This is a genomic window from Actinomadura craniellae, from assembly GCF_003289645.1.
In the GTDB taxonomy this organism is placed as follows: Bacteria; Actinomycetota; Actinomycetes; order Streptosporangiales; family Streptosporangiaceae; genus Actinomadura_D; species Actinomadura_D craniellae.
In genome coordinates this window covers 443682-460311 of sequence record NZ_QLYX01000005.1, presented here as the reverse complement: position 1 = coordinate 460311, position 16630 = coordinate 443682, and the positions used below count along the sequence as shown (strand labels likewise).

Annotated in this window: 16 protein-coding genes; 10 read left to right on the top strand and 6 right to left on the bottom strand. The window is 70.7% G+C overall.

Going from position 1 to position 16630, the window contains the following annotated elements:
• Window positions 1-133: 133 nt before the first annotated feature.
• From DPM19_RS14425 to DPM19_RS14405, 4 genes are all read right to left on the bottom strand, one after another.
• Window positions 134-1240 (bottom strand): CU044_5270 family protein, encoded by a 1107-nt coding sequence (locus tag DPM19_RS14425; RefSeq protein ID WP_111867386.1) that lies wholly within the window; start codon window positions 1238-1240, stop codon window positions 134-136.
• Complete coding sequence (locus DPM19_RS14420; protein ID WP_111867384.1) at window positions 1233-1817, bottom strand: RNA polymerase sigma factor; 585 nt, start codon at window positions 1815-1817, stop codon at window positions 1233-1235. The genes DPM19_RS14425 and DPM19_RS14420 overlap by 8 nt, the downstream gene beginning before the upstream one ends.
• A gap of 135 nt (window positions 1818-1952) precedes the next feature.
• The gene (locus DPM19_RS14415; RefSeq protein ID WP_146778868.1) at window positions 1953-3116 is read right to left on the bottom strand and encodes a CU044_5270 family protein; all 1164 of its coding nucleotides are present in this window, start codon (window positions 3114-3116) and stop codon (window positions 1953-1955) included.
• Entirely contained in the window at window positions 3113-3667 is a 555-nt protein-coding gene (locus DPM19_RS14405; RefSeq protein WP_111867581.1) for an RNA polymerase sigma factor, read from the bottom strand. The genes DPM19_RS14415 and DPM19_RS14405 overlap by 4 nt, the downstream gene beginning before the upstream one ends.
• Window positions 3668-3949: 282 nt before the next feature.
• On the opposite strand from DPM19_RS14405, the gene dnaK reads away from it, so the two are divergent.
• The 10 genes from dnaK to DPM19_RS14360 all read left to right on the top strand — a co-directional run bounded on the left by dnaK (window position 3950) and on the right by DPM19_RS14360 (window position 15369).
• Window positions 3950-5794: a molecular chaperone DnaK gene (dnaK, locus tag DPM19_RS14400; protein WP_111867375.1), complete on the top strand. Its 1845-nt coding sequence runs from the start codon at window positions 3950-3952 to the stop codon at window positions 5792-5794.
• A 34-nt stretch (window positions 5795-5828) separates the two neighbouring features.
• Window positions 5829-6437 (top strand): nucleotide exchange factor GrpE, encoded by a 609-nt coding sequence (gene grpE, locus DPM19_RS14395; protein ID WP_111867372.1) that lies wholly within the window; start codon window positions 5829-5831, stop codon window positions 6435-6437.
• A gap of 75 nt (window positions 6438-6512) precedes the next feature.
• Window positions 6513-7691: a molecular chaperone DnaJ gene (gene dnaJ / locus DPM19_RS14390; RefSeq protein WP_111867370.1), complete on the top strand. Its 1179-nt coding sequence runs from the start codon at window positions 6513-6515 to the stop codon at window positions 7689-7691.
• A complete protein-coding gene (locus DPM19_RS14385) occupies window positions 7691-8134 on the top strand; it encodes a heat shock protein transcriptional repressor HspR (protein ID WP_111867368.1) in 444 nt (147 codons plus the stop codon). Before dnaJ ends, DPM19_RS14385 begins: the two co-directional genes overlap by 1 nt.
• Complete coding sequence (clpB, locus tag DPM19_RS14380) at window positions 8135-10732, top strand: ATP-dependent chaperone ClpB (RefSeq protein WP_111867366.1); 2598 nt, start codon at window positions 8135-8137, stop codon at window positions 10730-10732.
• 338 nt (window positions 10733-11070) lie between these two features.
• Window positions 11071-11235 (top strand): hypothetical protein, encoded by a 165-nt coding sequence (locus DPM19_RS35255; protein WP_158566788.1) that lies wholly within the window; start codon window positions 11071-11073, stop codon window positions 11233-11235.
• A gap of 127 nt (window positions 11236-11362) precedes the next feature.
• Window positions 11363-11719, top strand: coding sequence for a hypothetical protein (locus tag DPM19_RS14375; RefSeq protein WP_146778867.1), 357 nt, complete (start codon window positions 11363-11365; stop codon window positions 11717-11719).
• Between the two features lie 172 nt (window positions 11720-11891).
• Window positions 11892-13301 carry an AAA family ATPase gene (locus tag DPM19_RS14370; protein ID WP_233510156.1) on the top strand — a complete coding sequence of 470 codons (1410 nt, stop codon included), beginning with the start codon at window positions 11892-11894 and terminating at the stop codon, window positions 13299-13301.
• Window positions 13294-13875: an RloB family protein gene (locus DPM19_RS14365; RefSeq protein ID WP_111867358.1), complete on the top strand. Its 582-nt coding sequence runs from the start codon at window positions 13294-13296 to the stop codon at window positions 13873-13875. The genes DPM19_RS14370 and DPM19_RS14365 overlap by 8 nt, the downstream gene beginning before the upstream one ends.
• 447 nt (window positions 13876-14322) lie before the next feature.
• Window positions 14323-15369 carry a hypothetical protein gene (locus tag DPM19_RS14360; protein WP_146778866.1) on the top strand — a complete coding sequence of 349 codons (1047 nt, stop codon included), beginning with the start codon at window positions 14323-14325 and terminating at the stop codon, window positions 15367-15369.
• 178 nt (window positions 15370-15547) lie between these two features.
• Here DPM19_RS14360 and DPM19_RS14355 read toward each other — a convergent pair whose 3' ends face one another.
• On the bottom strand, window positions 15548-15727 hold the full coding sequence (locus DPM19_RS14355) for a DUF397 domain-containing protein (RefSeq protein WP_233510139.1): 180 nt from the start codon (window positions 15725-15727) through the stop codon (window positions 15548-15550).
• The gene (locus DPM19_RS14350; RefSeq protein WP_111867353.1) at window positions 15724-16506 is read right to left on the bottom strand and encodes a helix-turn-helix domain-containing protein; all 783 of its coding nucleotides are present in this window, start codon (window positions 16504-16506) and stop codon (window positions 15724-15726) included. Before DPM19_RS14350 ends, DPM19_RS14355 begins: the two co-directional genes overlap by 4 nt.
• Window positions 16507-16630: the final 124 nt, after the last annotated feature.

Here is a 16630-nt window from a genome sequence, read left to right as displayed (position 1 = left end):
CTGGCTAGTAGCTTTTGCCCGCTACGGACTCGTCACACTCAGGCATACCTCCGGGCGCGCGAACAGCCAAAACGCGCTCCGGTTGTGAACGCGCAAAGAGCCGGGCGCCCGCGGCGCCCGGCTCTCCGGCCGATCAGGGGTGCCGGGGCCGCTCGTCGGTCCACCCCACCCGATGCACCAGGGTGCGGCTCAGCACGGTGCCCGGGGACATCCCGGCCATCGAACCGCCCGCCCGCACCACGACCCGCTGCTCGCCGAGGATCCGGTAGGTCTTTGGATCCAGGATGATCTGCTGGTCGTAGACGGTGCCGCTGCCCTCCCGCATGGTGCCGCGCGCGGCCAGCGCGACCCCCGGCCGGCCCGCGGCGTCCCGGACCGGGCCGACCAGCCGGATCCCAGGCGTCTCCACCAGCAGCCGGAAGGCCGCCGCCCGCACCGCGGGCGTGGCGGGTTTGTCGGTCAGGAAAGTGAAGATCCGGAGCATGTCGACGCGCGCCGCCTCCCCCTCCAGCCCCCGCGGCGGCCGCGCGGCGAGCATCTCCTTGAGGCGCGCCGGGTCCGCCGCGAACCGATCGGCCTCCTGCGGCGAGACGCACTGCGGGGCGTCCTTCAGCCTGGATCCCGCGCAGGCCTTGCGCATGTCCTCCCGGATCCGCTTCTTCTTACCGGGTGTGGCGCGCCCGTAGCGCCAGCCGGTGGACCGCGTGGTGAGCACTCTCGGGTCACCGTTGGAACTCACCCGCCAGGTGGTCGGCGATCCGGCCGCGCGCCAGGCGGCCGCGTCCGCGGCCGTCAGCGGCCGGGTGGGCAGGTCCCGGTCGAAGTACAGGTCGGGCTCGTCCGTCGAGCGGGCCGTCCACGCGTCGGTCTCCCAGCGGTAACCCTCGATCGTGTAGCCGTCCACCCGGTACGACTGCCCGCCGGTGGTGTGCAGCCGCCAGTAGCGGCCGGGCTTCTCCCGGGCGGCGTTGTCGGCCGCCGCCAGCAGGACCGTCCGCGCGTCCATCGGCTGTGCCGCGGTGGTCTCGCGCGGGGGCGCCGCGGGGGCGCCGCCGGACAGCAGGGTCCCGCCGGCCAGCGCGGCGGCGGTCGCGGCGGCGGCGAGGCCCAGCCCGAACGTCGCCTTCACCCGGCGGCGCGGGCGGGCCGGTTCGGTGAGCCGGACGCGGACCCGCTCCCGCAGCTCCGGGTCGGCCGGGGTCTCCCCGTACAGTTCGCGCACCATCGCGAGGTCATCCACGGTCGTTCTCCTCCTGCATCGGGTCGGCGCCGCCCAGCACGGTGCGCAGTTTCTTCCTCGCCCGGTTCAGCCGGGAGCCGACCGTGCCGTACGGGATGCCCAGCACGGTCGCGATCTCGTCGTGGCGCAGCCCGGCCAGCGCGACGAGCAGCAGCACGTCCCGGTCGCCCGGGCCCAGCCCGGCGATCGCCGCCGCCAGTTCGGGACGCAGCCGCCGGGCGCTGACCTCGTCGAGCACCCGCTCCTCGGGGGACGCCGCGGGCCGGTCGGGGCCGCTGCGGCCGAGCGCCCGCAGCGCGCGGATCTCGGTGCGGCGGTGCTTGCTCACCAGGTTGGTGGCGATGCCGTACAGCCAGGTGCGGACGGCCGCGCGGTCGGCGTCGTAGCTCTCCCGCTTGCGGAACGCGATGAGGAAGGTCTCGGCGACCACGTCCTCGGCCGCGTCCCGGCCCAGCCGGGCGGCGACGTAGCGGTGGATCTCGGCGAAGTGGGCGTCGAAGATCTCGCCGAAGCGTTCCGGTTCGTCCCGCGACAGCCGGATCGCGGCGGAGTCGTCCGCCCGGGGCGGGGCGGTCACTGCGGTCTTCCTGGCATCGGTGCCCTTTCGTGGCGCGGACGCGGTCACCGTGTATCCCCCGATGGTGCCCCCCGCTTTCACGCCGGAAGGGGCGCCGGCCTCACGGGCCGGCGCCCCCTCGAAGGGCGGGACGGGTCAGCGCGGAGCGGCGTCCGTCCAGCCGTTGCCGAGCACGACCGTGGAGAAGACGACCGTCCCGGTGGGCAGTTTCGCGGACATGCCCGCGCCCTTGATGAGGACCCGCTCGTCGGCCAGCGGGCGGGCGGTGGCCGGGTCGATGATCAGGCGGTGCTGGAAGGTGCCGTTGGGCGTCCGCTCGGTGACGGCCACCGCGCTGCCGGAGCGGCCCCGCGCGTCCTTGACCGTGCCGAGCGCCCGGACGGTCTTCAGGTCGGCGAGCATCCGGAAGGCCGCGGCGCGGGTCGCCGGCGTCACCGGCATGTCGATGATCAGCCCGGTCGTCACGGTGAACAGCCAGTCGTCCGACGACATCTTCTGGTCGGTGGTCTCGGTGCCGTGGCCCGCGTAGGAGCGCAGCAGCCACTTCTTCAGCGCGGCCGGGGTGTCCGGCAGGGTGCGCAGGTCCTTCATGGTGACGTTGCGGCCCAGCCAGAACACCTTGTCGCCGCCGACCAGCGGGTGGCGCTCGATCCGCTCCTCGCCCGGGCGGGTGGACACCGGCATCGGCTTCAGCCGCACCGGGCCCGACGCCTTCCTCCCGCCCACCTGGACGGTGAGCTCGCTCGGCGCGCCGGCCCGCCGCCAGGCGGCCTCGTCGGCCGGGGTGGCCGGGACGGCGCCCAGGTCCCGGGAACCGCTCCAGCCGTGGTTCCCGGGGGTGAACGGGGTCCAGGCTTTCTGCTCGCTCCGCGTCACGATCGTGTAGTCGCCGCCCGGCGACTTGACCCGGTAGGCGCCGCTGCCCACCCGCACGGTGTGCCAGTACCGGCCGGGCCGGTCGGGTTGCGCCGCCGCCCGGTCGGCGGCGGTGAGCAGGATCGTCCGCGCGTCCAGCGCCACCACCGGCGCCCCGCCCGATCCGCCGTCACGGGGGGCGACGGCGGAGTCGTCCGGCAGGACGGCGAGCGCCACGGCGGCGCCGGTCGCCACCGCGACCCCGGCCAGGCCCCAGCGCAGCCGCCGGCCGCCCCGGGCCCGGCCCCGGGCGGCGGACGACGCCTGGGCGCCGTACGTGGCGCGGGCGAGCTCCGCGCGGCGGGTGCCCTCGTCGACGGGGGCGTCGGGGTCCAGGTGGGCGGGGCGGGCCTCGGCCAGCCGGCGCATCACATCGCGGGTCATGACACTTCCTTTCGGGCAATGCGCAGCGGAGCGGGGGTGACGGTGCGGGCGGGCCGGGCCGCCGGCGGCGGGTCGGCGGCGGCCCGGGCCAGCCGGCGGCGGGCGCGGTGCAGCCGGACGCGCAGCGCGGTGGCCGAGCAGCCCAGGACGCGGGCCGCGTCGCGTGGCGCCATCCCCTGCCAGGCCACCAGGAGCAGCACCTCGCGGTCGTCCTCGCCCAGTGCGGCCAGCGCGCGGACGATCGCCAGGCGGTCGGCGACCTGGTCGGCGATGTCCTCCTGCACCGCGGCGTCCCAGCTGGCCAGTTCGGCCGCCAGCGACTCGCGGCGGACCTCCGCCCGGAAGTTGTCGCGCAGGACGTTGCGCGCCACGCCGAGCAGCCAGGGCAGCGGCGGGTCCGGCACGTCGGCCAGCCGCCGCCAGGCGATCGCGAAGGTCTCGCTCACCACCTCGTCGGCCACCTGCCGGCCGGCCCGGCTCACCGCGTAAGCCCAGACCCGCTGTCGGCAGGCGTCATAGATCGCGGTGAAATGTTCCGCGTCATCCGCCACCGCCCGCACCTCCGTCCGTTCCGATGTGCTGTTTCACCAGGAAGTGGTACGGAACGTCCCATCGTTACCGATGACCTCAGGTGCTCGGGAACCGGAATAATCGGCTCAGCCGTTCTGTTGAGGACAGCGTCAGCAAAGTTGAGTCGGGCAGACTCAAGTCATTTGACAAGAGGCCCTCCTGGCGGCAACCTTGCACAAGAACGGAACTCGTTCCGCGAGTGACCACAGCGAGCGAAGCGGCCTCCTGGGGGGCGGCCGAGCAACGACGGAGGACGAAGAGACATGGCACGTGCGGTCGGTATCGACCTCGGGACGACCAACTCGGTCGTCGCGATTCTGGAGGGCGGCGAGCCCACCGTTATCGCCAACGCGGAGGGGTCGCGGACCACGCCGTCCGTCGTCGCCTTCGCCAAGAACGGCGAGGTTCTCGTCGGTGAGGTGGCCAAGCGCCAGGCGGTGACCAACGTCGACCGGACGATCCGTTCGGTCAAGCGCGAGATGGGCACCGACTGGAAGACCTCCATCGACGGCAAGGACTTCACGCCGCAGCAGATCAGCGCGTTCGTGCTGCAGAAGCTCAAGCGCGACGCCGAGGCGTACCTGGGCGAGACGGTCACCGACGCGGTGATCACCGTCCCGGCGTACTTCTCCGACCACCAGCGGCAGGCCACCAAGGAGGCCGGGCAGATCGCGGGCCTGAACGTCCTGCGCATCATCAACGAGCCCACCGCCGCCGCGCTGGCCTACCACCTGGAGCGCGAGGGCGAGGCCACCATCCTGGTCTTCGACCTGGGCGGCGGCACGTTCGACGTGTCCCTGCTGGAGGTCGGCGACGGCGTGGTCGAGGTCAAGGCCACCAGCGGCGACAACCACCTGGGCGGCGACGACTGGGACAACAAGATCGTCGACTGGCTGGTCACCCGGTTCAAAAACGCGCACGGCGTCGACCTGTCCAAGGACAAGATGGCGCTGCAGCGGCTCCGCGAGGCGGCCGAGAAGGCCAAGATCGAGCTGTCCAGCTCGTCCGAGAGCGGCATCAACCTGCCCTACATCACCGCCAGCGCCGAGGGCCCGCTGCACCTGGACGAGAAGCTCACCCGGGCCGAGTTCCAGAAGCTCACCGCCGACCTCCTGGAGCGGACCAAGGGCCCGTTCCGCCAGGTCCTCAAGGACGGCGGCGTCAGCATCGGCGACATCGCGCACATCGTGCTGGTCGGCGGCTCCACCCGGATGCCCGCCGTCGCCGAGCTGGTGCGCGAGCTGACCGGCGGCAAGGAGCCCAACAAGAGCGTCAACCCCGACGAGGTCGTGGCGGTCGGCGCCAGCCTCCAGGCGGGCGTGCTCAAGGGCGAGGTCAAGGACGTCCTCCTGCTGGACGTGACCCCGCTGAGCCTGGGCATCGAGACCAAGGGCGGCATCTTCACCAAGATCATCGAGCGGAACACCACGATCCCGACCAAGCGGTCGGAGGTCTTCACCACCGCCGACGACAACCAGCCGTCCGTGGAGATCCAGGTCTACCAGGGCGAGCGCGAGATCGCCGCGTACAACAAGAAGCTGGGCACCTTCCAGCTCACCGGGCTGCCCCCGGCGCCCCGCGGCATGCCCCAGATCGAGGTCACCTTCGACATCGACGCCAACGGCATCGTCAACGTCAGTGCCAAGGACCAGGGCACCGGCAAGGAGCAGTCGATGGTCATCACCGGCGGCTCCGCGCTGCCGAAGGACGACATCGAGAAGATGATGCGCGAGGCCGAGCAGTACGCCGAGGAGGACCGCCGGCGCAAGGAGGAGGCCGAGGTCCGCAACCAGGCCGACACCCTCGCCTACTCGACCGAGAAGTTCCTGCGGGAGAACGACGAGAAGATCCCCGCGGACATCAAGAAGGAGGTCGAGGAGGCGGTCGCCGAGGTCAAGAAGAACCTGGAGGGCACCGACACCGACGCCATCCGCACCAGCAGCGAGCAGCTCGCCCAGGTCAGCCAGAAGATGGGCGCCGCGATGTACGCCCAGAACCAGGGCGAGGCCGCCGACGCCCCGCCCACCGCCGACGCCACCCCCGGCGACCAGGACGACGAGGTCGTCGACGCCGAGATCGTGGACGAGGACGGCAAGGGCAAGGCCTGACCAGGCGGCGAGTTCGTAGAAAAGGAGCACGACGATGAGTCGTCCTGACGAGGGCGAGGAGCGCGAGGGGCCGGTGATCAACGACCGGCGGCGCATCGACCCCGAGACGGGCCAGGTCCGGGAGCAGGCCAAGCAACCCGCTCCCGAGCCCGCGCCCGCCGCGGACGACGGTGCGGCGGCCGACCTCAAGGAACGGCTCGACGAGCGCACCGCCGACCTGCAGCGCCTGCAGGCCGAGTACGCCAACTACCGCAAGCGGGTGGAGCGCGACCGGGTCGCGGTCCGCGAGCAGGCGGTGGGGAGCGTGCTCGGCGAGCTGCTGCCGATCCTCGACGACATCGGCCGCGCCCGCGACCACGACGAGCTGACCGGCGCGTTCAAGTCGGTCGGCGAGTCCCTGGAGTCGGCGGTGGGCAAGCTCGGGCTGGTCCGGTTCGGCGACAAGGGCGAGCCGTTCGACCCGACCGTGCACGAGGCGCTGATGCACTCGTACTCGGCCGAGGTCACCGAGCCGACCTGCGTCGACATCCTCCAGCCCGGCTACCGGATCGGCGAGCGGATCCTCCGGCCGGCCCGGGTCGCGGTGGCCGAGCCCGCCGAGCCCGAGGCCGCGACCGAGGGCACCGAGACCGGCGACGAGTGACCTTCCGGGCGGCCCCGCCACGGCGGGGCCGCCCGGAAGAGCAAGGCGAACACGAGCATTGGAGAGAAGGGCCCCGTGAGCACCAAGGACTACCTGGAGAAGGACTACTACAAGGTCCTCGGTGTCTCGAAGACGGCGAGCCAGGACGAGATCAAAAAGGCGTACCGGACGCTGGCCCGCAAGCACCACCCGGACGCCAACAAGGGCGACAACAACGCCGAGGAGCGCTTCAAGGAGATCTCCGAGGCCTACGACGTCCTCTCCGACACCAAGCGCCGCAAGGAGTACGACGAGGCGCGCACCCTGTTCCGCGGCGGCGGGTTCCGCGGCGGCCAGCAGGGCGGCGGCTTCGGCTTCGACCTCGGCGACCTGTTCGGCAACCAGCAGGGCGGCGCCGGCGCGGGCGCAGGCGAGCGTATCGGCGACATCTTCGGCGGGCTGTTCAACCGCTCCGGCACGGGCACCCGCACCGGGGGCGGCACCCGGCGGGCCCGCCGCGGGGCGGACGTCGAGACCGAGGTGACCCTGTCGTTCGGCGAGTCGCTGGACGGCGTGACCGTCCCGCTGCGGCTGTCCAGCGAGGCGCCCTGCCCGAGTTGCCGGGGCACCGGGGCCAAGACCGGCACCGTGCCGCGGGTCTGCCCGTCCTGCGAGGGCACCGGGCAGGAGACCCGCAACCTGGGCAGCTTCGGGTTCAGCGAGCCGTGCCACGAGTGCCGCGGCCGGGGCCTGGTTGTCGACGACCCGTGCCCGACGTGCAGCGGCAGCGGCCGGGCCGTCGGCACCCGCACCATCCAGGCGCGCATCCCGGCCGGGGTGGGCGACGGCCAGAAGATCCGGCTCAAGGGCAAGGGCGCGCCCGGCGAGGCCGGCGGCCCGGCCGGTGACCTGTACGTCACCATCAAGGTCACCCCGCACAAGGTCTTCGGCCGCAGCGGCGACAACCTGACGATCACCGTCCCGGTGACCTTCCCCGAGGCGGCGCTGGGCGCCGAGATCAAGGTGCCCACCCACCGGGGGCTGCCGGTCACCCTGCGCATCCCGGCGGGCACCCCCAACGGGCGCACCTTCCGCGCCCGCGGTCGCGGCGCGACCCGTCGCGACGGCACCAAGGGCGACCTGCTGGTGACGGTCGAGGTCCAGGTGCCGCAGAAGCTGGACGACACCACCCGCGAGGCGCTGGAGCGGATGCGCGCCACCAGCAGCGGCGAGGACCTGCGCAGCGAGCTCGTCCAGCTGGCGAGGGAGGGGTGATGGATCCCTTCGGCGACGACACCCCGGTCTATGTGATCTCGGTGGCGGCGCAACTGTCCGGGCTGCACCCGCAGACCCTGCGCACCTACGACCGGATGGGCCTGGTCAGCCCCGGACGCAGCGCCGGGCGGGGCCGCCGCTACTCGATGCGCGACATCGTGATGCTCCGCGAGATCCAGCGGCTCTCCCAGGAGGAGGGCATCAACCTCGCCGGCATCAAACACATCCTGGAACTCCAGCGGGAGAACGTGCGGCTGCACGAGGAACTCGACCGGCTCCGCCGCACCGCCGAGGACATGGCCGGCGAGCTGGAGTCCACCCGCGCGGTGGCCGCCCGGTTGGCGCAACTGCACCGCGACCGGACCCGGCCGCCGGGGGGCGAACTGGTACCGATCAGGCAGACGAGCGTGGTGCTCTGGCGACAGCGCAGCGAGGGGGAGTAGATGGACTACAAGCTGACCCAGAAGAGTCAGGAGGCCGTCTCCGTGGCGGTCCGCCGCGCGGCCGCCGAGGGCGACCCGCAGGTCGAGCCGCAGCACCTGCTGGTCGCGCTGATCAGCCAGCCCGAGGGCACCGCCGTCCCGCTGCTGGAGGCCGTGGGCGCCGACTGGCAGGCGCTGCGCCGCCGGGCGGAGGAGCAGATCGCGAGCCTGCCCAAGGCGGCCGGCTCCACCGTCGCCTCCCCGCAGCTGTCCCGGCAGCTCATGGTCGCGATCAACACCGCGGCGCACCGGGCCCGGCAGCTGGAGGACGAGTACGTCTCGACCGAGCACCTGCTGGTCGGGCTGGCCGCCGACGGCGGCCCGGTGAAGGAGCCGCTGAACGAGGCGGGCGCCACCCCGCAGGCGCTGCTCGACGCGTTCGAGAAGGTGCGCGGGCACGCCCGGGTGACCAGCGAGAACCCCGAGGGCACCTACCAGGCGCTGGAGAAGTACGGCGTCGACCTGACCTCCCGGGCCCGCGACGGCGGGCTCGACCCGGTGATCGGGCGCGACTCGGAGATCCGCCGGGTGGTGCAGGTGCTGTCCCGGCGCACCAAGAACAACCCGGTGCTGATCGGCGAGCCCGGTGTCGGCAAGACCGCCGTGGTGGAGGGGCTGGCGCAGCGGATCGTCGCGGGCGACGTCCCCGAGTCGCTGCGCGGCAAGCGGCTGGTGGCGCTGGACCTCAGCGCCATGGTCGCCGGCGCCAAGTACCGCGGCGAGTTCGAGGAACGCCTCAAGGCCGTGCTCCACGAGATCAAGGAGAGCGACGGCCAGATCGTCACCTTCATCGACGAGCTGCACACCATGGTGGGGGCGGGCGCGGCCGAGGGCGCGATGGACGCCGGCAACATGCTCAAGCCCATGCTGGCCCGCGGCGAGCTGCGCATGATCGGCGCCACCACCCTGGACGAGTACCGCGAGCGCATCGAGAAGGACCCCGCCCTGGAGCGCCGGTTCCAGCAGGTCTTCGTGGGCGAGCCGACCGTCGAGGACACCATCGCGATCCTGCGCGGGCTCAAGGGCCGGTACGAGGCGCACCACCAGGTGCAGATCTCCGACGCGGCGCTGGTCGCGGCCGCCACCCTGTCCGACCGGTACATCACCGCCCGGTTCCTGCCCGACAAGGCCATCGACCTGGTGGACGAGGCGGCGTCCCGGCTCCGGATGGAGATCGACTCCCGTCCGGTCGAGATCGACGAGCTGCAGCGCTCGGTGGACCGGCTGAAGATGGAGGAGCTGGCGGTCGCCAACGAGTCCGACGAGGCGTCCGTGCAGCGGCGGGAGCGGCTGCGCCGCGACCTGGCCGACAAGCAGGAGCAGCTCAACGCCCTGGTCGGCCGGTGGGAGCGGGAGAAGGCCGGGCTGAACCGGGTCGGCGAGCTGAAGAAGCGCATCGACCAGTTGCGCGGCGAGGCCGAGCGGGCCCAGCGCGACGGCGACCTGGAGACGTCCGCCCGGCTCACCTACGGCGAGATCCCCGCCCTGGAGAAGGACCTGGAGGCCGCCGCCGAGAGCGCCGAAACACGCGACGCGATGGTCAAGGAGGAGGTCGGGTCCGACGACGTCGCCGAGGTGGTGGCCGCCTGGACCGGCATCCCCGCCGGGCGGCTGCTGGAGGGCGAAACCGCCAAGCTGCTCCGGATGGAGGACGAACTCGGCCGCCGGCTGATCGGCCAGTCGGCGGCGGTGCGGGCCGTGTCGGACGCGGTGCGGCGGGCCCGGGCCGGCATCTCCGACCCCGACCGGCCGACCGGCTCGTTCCTGTTCCTCGGCCCGACCGGGGTGGGCAAGACCGAGCTGGCCAAGGCGCTGGCGGAGTTCCTGTTCGACGACAAGCGGGCGATGGTCCGCATCGACATGTCGGAGTACTCCGAGAAGCACTCGGTGGCCCGGCTGGTCGGCGCGCCCCCCGGCTACGTCGGGTACGAGGAGGGCGGCCAGCTCACCGAGGCCGTCCGGCGCCGCCCGTACTGCGTGGTGCTGCTGGACGAGGTGGAGAAGGCGCACCCCGAGGTCTTCGACATCCTGCTCCAGGTGCTCGACGACGGGCGGCTGACCGACGGGCAGGGCCGGACGGTCGACTTCCGCAACACGATCCTGATCATGACGTCCAACCTGGGCTCCCAGTTCCTGGTGGACCCGGCGCTGGAGGGCCCCGCCAAGCGGGACGCGGTCATGAACGCGGTGCGGGCGGCGTTCAAGCCGGAGTTCCTGAACCGGCTGGACGACGTGATCCTGTTCGACGCCCTGTCCACCGCCGAACTGACCAAGATCGTCGACTTGCAGGTGGAGCGGCTGGCCACCCGGCTCGCCGACCGCCGCCTCACCCTGACGGTCACGGACGCGGCCCGCGAGTGGCTGGCACTGACCGGCTACGACCCGCTGTACGGGGCGCGCCCGCTACGCCGGCTGGTGCAGACCGCCATCGGCGACCAGCTCGCCCGGGAACTGCTGTCGGGCGAGATCCACGACGGCGACGAGGTCGTCGTCGACCGCTCCCCCGACGCCGACGCGCTCACCGTCACCCCGGCCCGGGGACTGACCCTCACCAAGTGACCACCAGCCGGAGCGGGGCGCCCCTGGCGGGCGCCCCGCTTTTTATTTCTTTGCGAATTGGGCTTGACGGCCGCCGGGTCGTGTCGGATAAAGTCGCCGACATGGAGATCTGATCCCTTCGGGTTGAACCCGCAGCCTCGGCCGGCACCCGGCCTTGAGAGCGCACCTCCCACTCGCCCTTCCGGCATCCGTTCATCGCTTCGCCCACCTGGCCTTTTCCTGCTTGCAGGCCGGTCCGGGCGTGCGTCGTGATGTTCCGTCCGGGGTCCAGCGAGCCTTCATCACCATTTTCAACGGCCCGTTGCGGCCGTAATTCAACGCGCCCGGAGGTTCCATTCATGCGAGAGTCAGACGCTGCCGGAAAAGGCAAGAAGAACAAGAAGAACGAGCTGAACCAGCGGTTCGGGGGCGGTCTCGACCGCAAGTCCGCGGCCTTCGCCCGCGGCGCCCGCCCGAATGCCCGCCGCCTGCCCACCCGCACCACGCACCGCGGCGGCCGCTGAACCTCGTCCCCGGCGGGCTGCCCGAACGCGGGCGGCCCGCCGGTCCGTGTTCGAACCGGTGCCGCCGGCGGCGGGCATGATGGGCGGCGGAGCCGTCCCCCGCGGCCCCACCGGAAGGCGGACGACGATGGACTCTCGGCCACGGGCCTCACCCGCCACCCCCTGGGCCCGGTTCCTGCTGGTGACGTTCCTGCTGGCCAACGTGCTCGGCTCGGCGTGCGTGGTGCTCATCCTGCTGATGGCCTGGGCGGTCTCCGTCATGGGGGACGGAAGCAACACCAACGGGCCGGCGGCGGGCGCCCTCGTCAGCCTGCTGTGCCTGTTCATCTCCGCCGCTCAGGCACTGACTCTGTTCCTGGTCGCCCGCACCGGGCGGATCACCCTGTGGTGGCTGCCCCTCCCCCTCCTCCAGGCCGCCGCCGCTCTGCTCCTCCTGGTGGCCTGCCTGCACCTGGAGTCCCAGCTCGCCGAGAGATACAGGTAGCCCGGCCACCGCGACCCGACCCCGCGATCGGCTCGGGGCCGCTTCCGCCTTGCCGCCACAGCGAAGAACAGTGCAACAGTGCGTTTCGAGGAGGGAACCGGGCACTGATCCCGGATCAGAATGGGTATCGTGCAAGTAGTTCGCACGATCCGGCTTTCAATCGAGGGTGGCCATGCTGCTGAGCTTCCGCGTCGCCAACCACCGCTCGTTCTACGGCGAGCAGGAGTTGCTGCTGCTGCCCGCCTACGACAAGACCCGGCCGGTCACCCCCGTCGCGGGCGTCTACGGCGCCAACGCCTCCGGCAAGTCCAACCTGCTGGACGCCCTCGGCTTCATGCGCCGCGCCGTCCTGGAGTCCTTCGCCCAGTGGGGTCCGCTCGGCGGCGTACCGCGCGACCGCTTCGCCCTGGCCCGCTCCGCCGAGGCCGAGCCGTCCACCTTCGGAGTGGACCTGCTGCTGGACGGCCAGAGATACGTGTACGGCTTCGGCGCCGACGACGACCGCATCACCGAGGAGTGGCTGTACACCTACCCGCACGGCCGCCGCCGCGTCCTCTTCGAACGGGACGGCGACGACTTCCACTTCGGCGACACCCTGCGCGGCCCGAAGAGCACCATCGAAGAGGTCACCCGCCCCAACAGCCTCTTCCTCAGCGCCGCCGCCCAGCACAACCTGGAACAGGCCGCTCCCATCTTCGCCTGGTTCGAGACCTCCCTGGTGATCGCCCACCAGCTCGACCCACTGGAACGCCGCCGCAGCGCCCTACGGCAGCTGGCGCGCAAGGACAACGCGGGCCGCATGATTCAACTCATGAATTCCGCGGACCTCGGGATATCCGGTATCGAGGTCGAGAGCGGAAGAGAGACGATAAACGTACTGCGAAGCTTCCTGACCCAGGCTGAGGAGGCCGGAGAGCTCGACACCAAGCGGATCATAGAGATGCTGCAAAAGCTCAGGCTGAGCGACCAGCAACTCCACCATCCGCCTTCCAGCCGTCCTGATTTCTTTTCAAGGAGCGTCATAAACATCGAGGCGGGACGGGACGTGCATCTCTTCGACTTCGGCCCTGCTTCCACCCTGCCGACTGCGGGCACACCGAAAATCAACACCATCAGGAACACGCCAGACGGGCCGGTTCGCATCCCGCTCTCCGAAGAGTCGCGGGGAACCCAGACCTGGTTCGACTTTCTCGGAACGACCCTCGATGCCCTGGACGGCGGGCAGGTGCTGCTCGTGGACGAACTGGATGCCAGCCTGCACCCGCTGCTGGTCCGAGAGTTCGTGCGGCTGTTCCAGAACGATGAGACCAATCCGCATGGAGCACAACTGATCTTCACCACGCACGACACTTCACTCCTGGCCCGGCAGCAAGGAGAAGAAGTACTGCGACGAGACGAGGTGTGGTTCGCCGAGAAGACGCCGACCGGAGAGACCCGCCTGTTCCCGCTGACCGACTTCAAACCGCGGCAGGGCCTGAACTGGGAGCGCAGGTATCTCGGCGGGTCGGTGGGAGCGATTCCGTTCCTGGATCCGGCGGATTTCTCCACGGCTCTGGACGAGCGGCACGCCGCCAATGGGTAGACGGGAAGGGCGCACCAGCAGGCGCCCCCGGGCGACTCGTCCGCTCGCCACCCGGATTCTCATCGTCTGCGGCGGTCTCCGGACGGAGAAGCAGTACTTCGAGGGGTTGCGCCGGGCCGAGCGCAACGCCGCCGTGAAGATTGAGGTGAAGGCGTATCCCAAGTCGCCGACCGAGGTCGTCCGGCACGCGGTCAAGTTAAGGAAGCTCGACCGGGACGACTTCGACGAGGTCTGGTGTGTTCTCGACGTGGACGAGTTCCGCGACATCGAGCAGGCCGCCGCCATCGCGAAGCGGAACGGCGTCCGGGTCGCGGTGTCCAACCCCTGCTTCGAACTCTGGCTGCTACTGCACCACGCCGACCACACCTCGCACATTTCTACGGCTGAGGTCTTGAAGCTGCTCTGCAAGCATCTCCCCGCCTACGACAAGACGGAGTTGGACTTCCGGCACTTCGCCGACGGCGTCCCCCATGCCTGCGGACGCGCCGAACGCCTCGACCCCAGCGGGGCCTCGCACACCCGCAACCCCACGACCGGCGTCTGGCCCCTCACCCACAAGATCCGCCGCCCCTGACATCAGGCGCCGGGTTCCCGGGGCAGCCTCCCTAGTGCGGTGTCCAGCAACGTTTGCCGACCTCCCCTTGCGGCTTGCCCGGAACGTGATCGTGGAGGATAGGTGGGGTCCCAGCCCCACCTATCCTCCACGATCACGTTCCGAGGCAGGGGGACCCGGCGAACGTTGCTGGACACCGCACTAGTTCGCCGCCGGATCGTCCTCGGCCCTCGGCACGGCAACCATCCAGCCACCCTGCCCGACGGTGATCGTGACGTCGGCACCAGAATCGTCCGCTCCGCAGCCTGGCCCGCCGAGGCGGCGAGATTGCCGGTTGTGGTCATGAGCGCAGGCTGCTCGGCGGGTTCCCCGGGGTTATCTTCGCCACTGAACGCTGTGGTGGGATGCGGCGGACTGGCCGCATCACCGGACCCACGACAGATCCCGCCCCGCCTGGAGGTCTCCGTGGTGTCCGTCCTCGTTCGCCGTACCGTTCCGCTCGCGCTGGCCGGTGCGCTGGTCACGGCCCTGCCCGGCCGGGCGCTGGCCGAGCCGCCGCCTGGGCAGTGGGTCCCCGCCGCGACGCCCGCGCTGGCGGCGCCCGCCGCTCTCCACGGCGTCACCGCGCCCAACCGCCGGGCCGCGTGGGTGGTGGGTTCGGAGGCGGGTGCCACCGTGCCGGTCGTCCTGCGCTGGAACGGCACGGCCTGGGATCGCCAGGCCGTGCCCGCCGGGACCGCGCCGGAGCTGGTGGACGTCGACGCGCGCGGCCCGGCGAACGCCTGGGCCGTCGGTCAGTCCGCGAACCCCGCCGATGTCCGGGCGCTGCGCTGGAACGGCCGGGCCTGGCGCGCCGTGCCCTACCCGCTGGCGAAACCGCTGGGGGTGTCCGTCGACTCCGGCGGCACCGCCTGGTCGGTCGGCTGCACCGAGTCGGACTGCGCGGTCCTGCAACGCCAGGGCGGGGACTGGGTCCGGCATGATCCCGGGATCTCCCCGTCGGCCATCGCCGCCCGCACACCCCACGACGTGTGGGCCGGCGGCACCGGCGGGCCGCTCGCCCGCTACGACGGCACAGCCTGGACCCCGGTCCCCCTCCCCGGCCAGTGGCCGCACTGGGTCCTGCAGATCCTCCCCCTGGCCGCGAACGACGTCTGGGTCTACACCCTGCCGTTCGACCCGCTCTTCTCCGGCCCGCGAGTACTGCACTGGGACGGCACCACCTGGACCGAGCACCAGCCCCCGCCGCCCTCCAGCCTCCAGCAGGTCGGCGCCCTCGCCGACGACCCGGGCTTCCTCGGCGGCATCGCCTCCGACGGCCGCGGCGGCCTCTGGTTGCAGACCAACCGCGACACCTACTACCACCACTTCGACGGCACCACCTGGACCCGGGTCCCCCGCACCCAGCCGATCCCCACCCGCCCGACCATGTACGGCCTCGCCCAGATAGGGAACACCCGCTCGCTCTGGGCCGCCGGCCACGGCCCCACCCCACTCATCGAACGCTTCCGCTGAAAAACCCCGGCTGATCACGCACATATCCGCTGGGCTGGCTGATCCTTCAGCATCCAAGGCGCCGGAGCGCACCGAACGCTGAAGGATCAGCCACGCCTCGCCTCCGGCGCGTGATCCTTCAGCTTTTGGCGCACTATAGCGCCACGAAAGCTGAAGGATCACTGGCGGATGAACGGTTTCAATGCCGTTTCAGCGCGGTGGTGAATGCCTGGAAAGCCGAACGGCCAATGATCAACCTGGGGCCGTCGGGGTCCTTGCTGTCTCGTATGCCCACACCATCAGGCATGGGGGCAAGCTCAATACAGTTACCTCCCATGTCGTCGCTACGACGCGCCTTGCGCCAGACAACCATGGTCATGTCCATCGCTCCTGCACAACCTTCCAAATCAGATCCCGTGAAGCGTCTACCGGGAGCGCACGTGCTTGCAGTGTGGCGAACGCCTTCGCCACATGCAACACGTCATCCGACTCGTTGGAGATGGTTCCTCCGGCCGCGGTGGCCAGGTAGATGACTTCACCCCCATTGGACTGCGTCGCGATAGTGAACGCCCCATGCGCACCGCGATAGTACGCCGTAGGCGCTATCTGCAGAGTCACGTTGTCCCAGCTGGAAACCGTAGCCAGGTGTTCGAGTTGGTCCCGCATCGTCTCGCGACTCCCAACCTGCCGAAATAGCACACTTTCGTTCATTACCACGCAGACCATTGGTCGATCGCTACGGGCCAGGATCGCTTGCCGTTTCATCCGAGCAGAAATCAACTCGTCCTTCATCAACAGCGCGCGAGCATATTCCTCGATTTGCAGCAACCCGTACACGAGAGTGTTCTCGTAGGCACGCAGGAAGGTAGCCGACCCCTCGGCTTTGGGGAAGTCCACGAACCAGCGCGGGTAGTTCGCCGACTGAAGAAGATCGTCCCAGCCGTCCACAAGAACGCTACCGCTATTGAGCGCGCCGTCAATCCTTATCGCGAATTCTCGCCGGCAGCGAGTGGTCCCTGCCTCGACCTGACCGACGTAACTGCGAGTCACATTCAACAATTCAGCCAGCTCAGTTCGGGTCAAGCCCACCTCTTCGCGGAGACGGGCCACCTCCGAGCCGAACGCCTTCAGTTCGGGTGTCAGCTTCTTGACAGCCATCGCGCGGGCCTCTCAGTGGTAGCAAACGAAAGGAAAGACAAGTAGACGGAACCCGCCTGCTTGCGTTCGGTTATTTGCCCACTACGCTACGACGGCTCGTGGATTGATGGAGCCAAAACGAGCG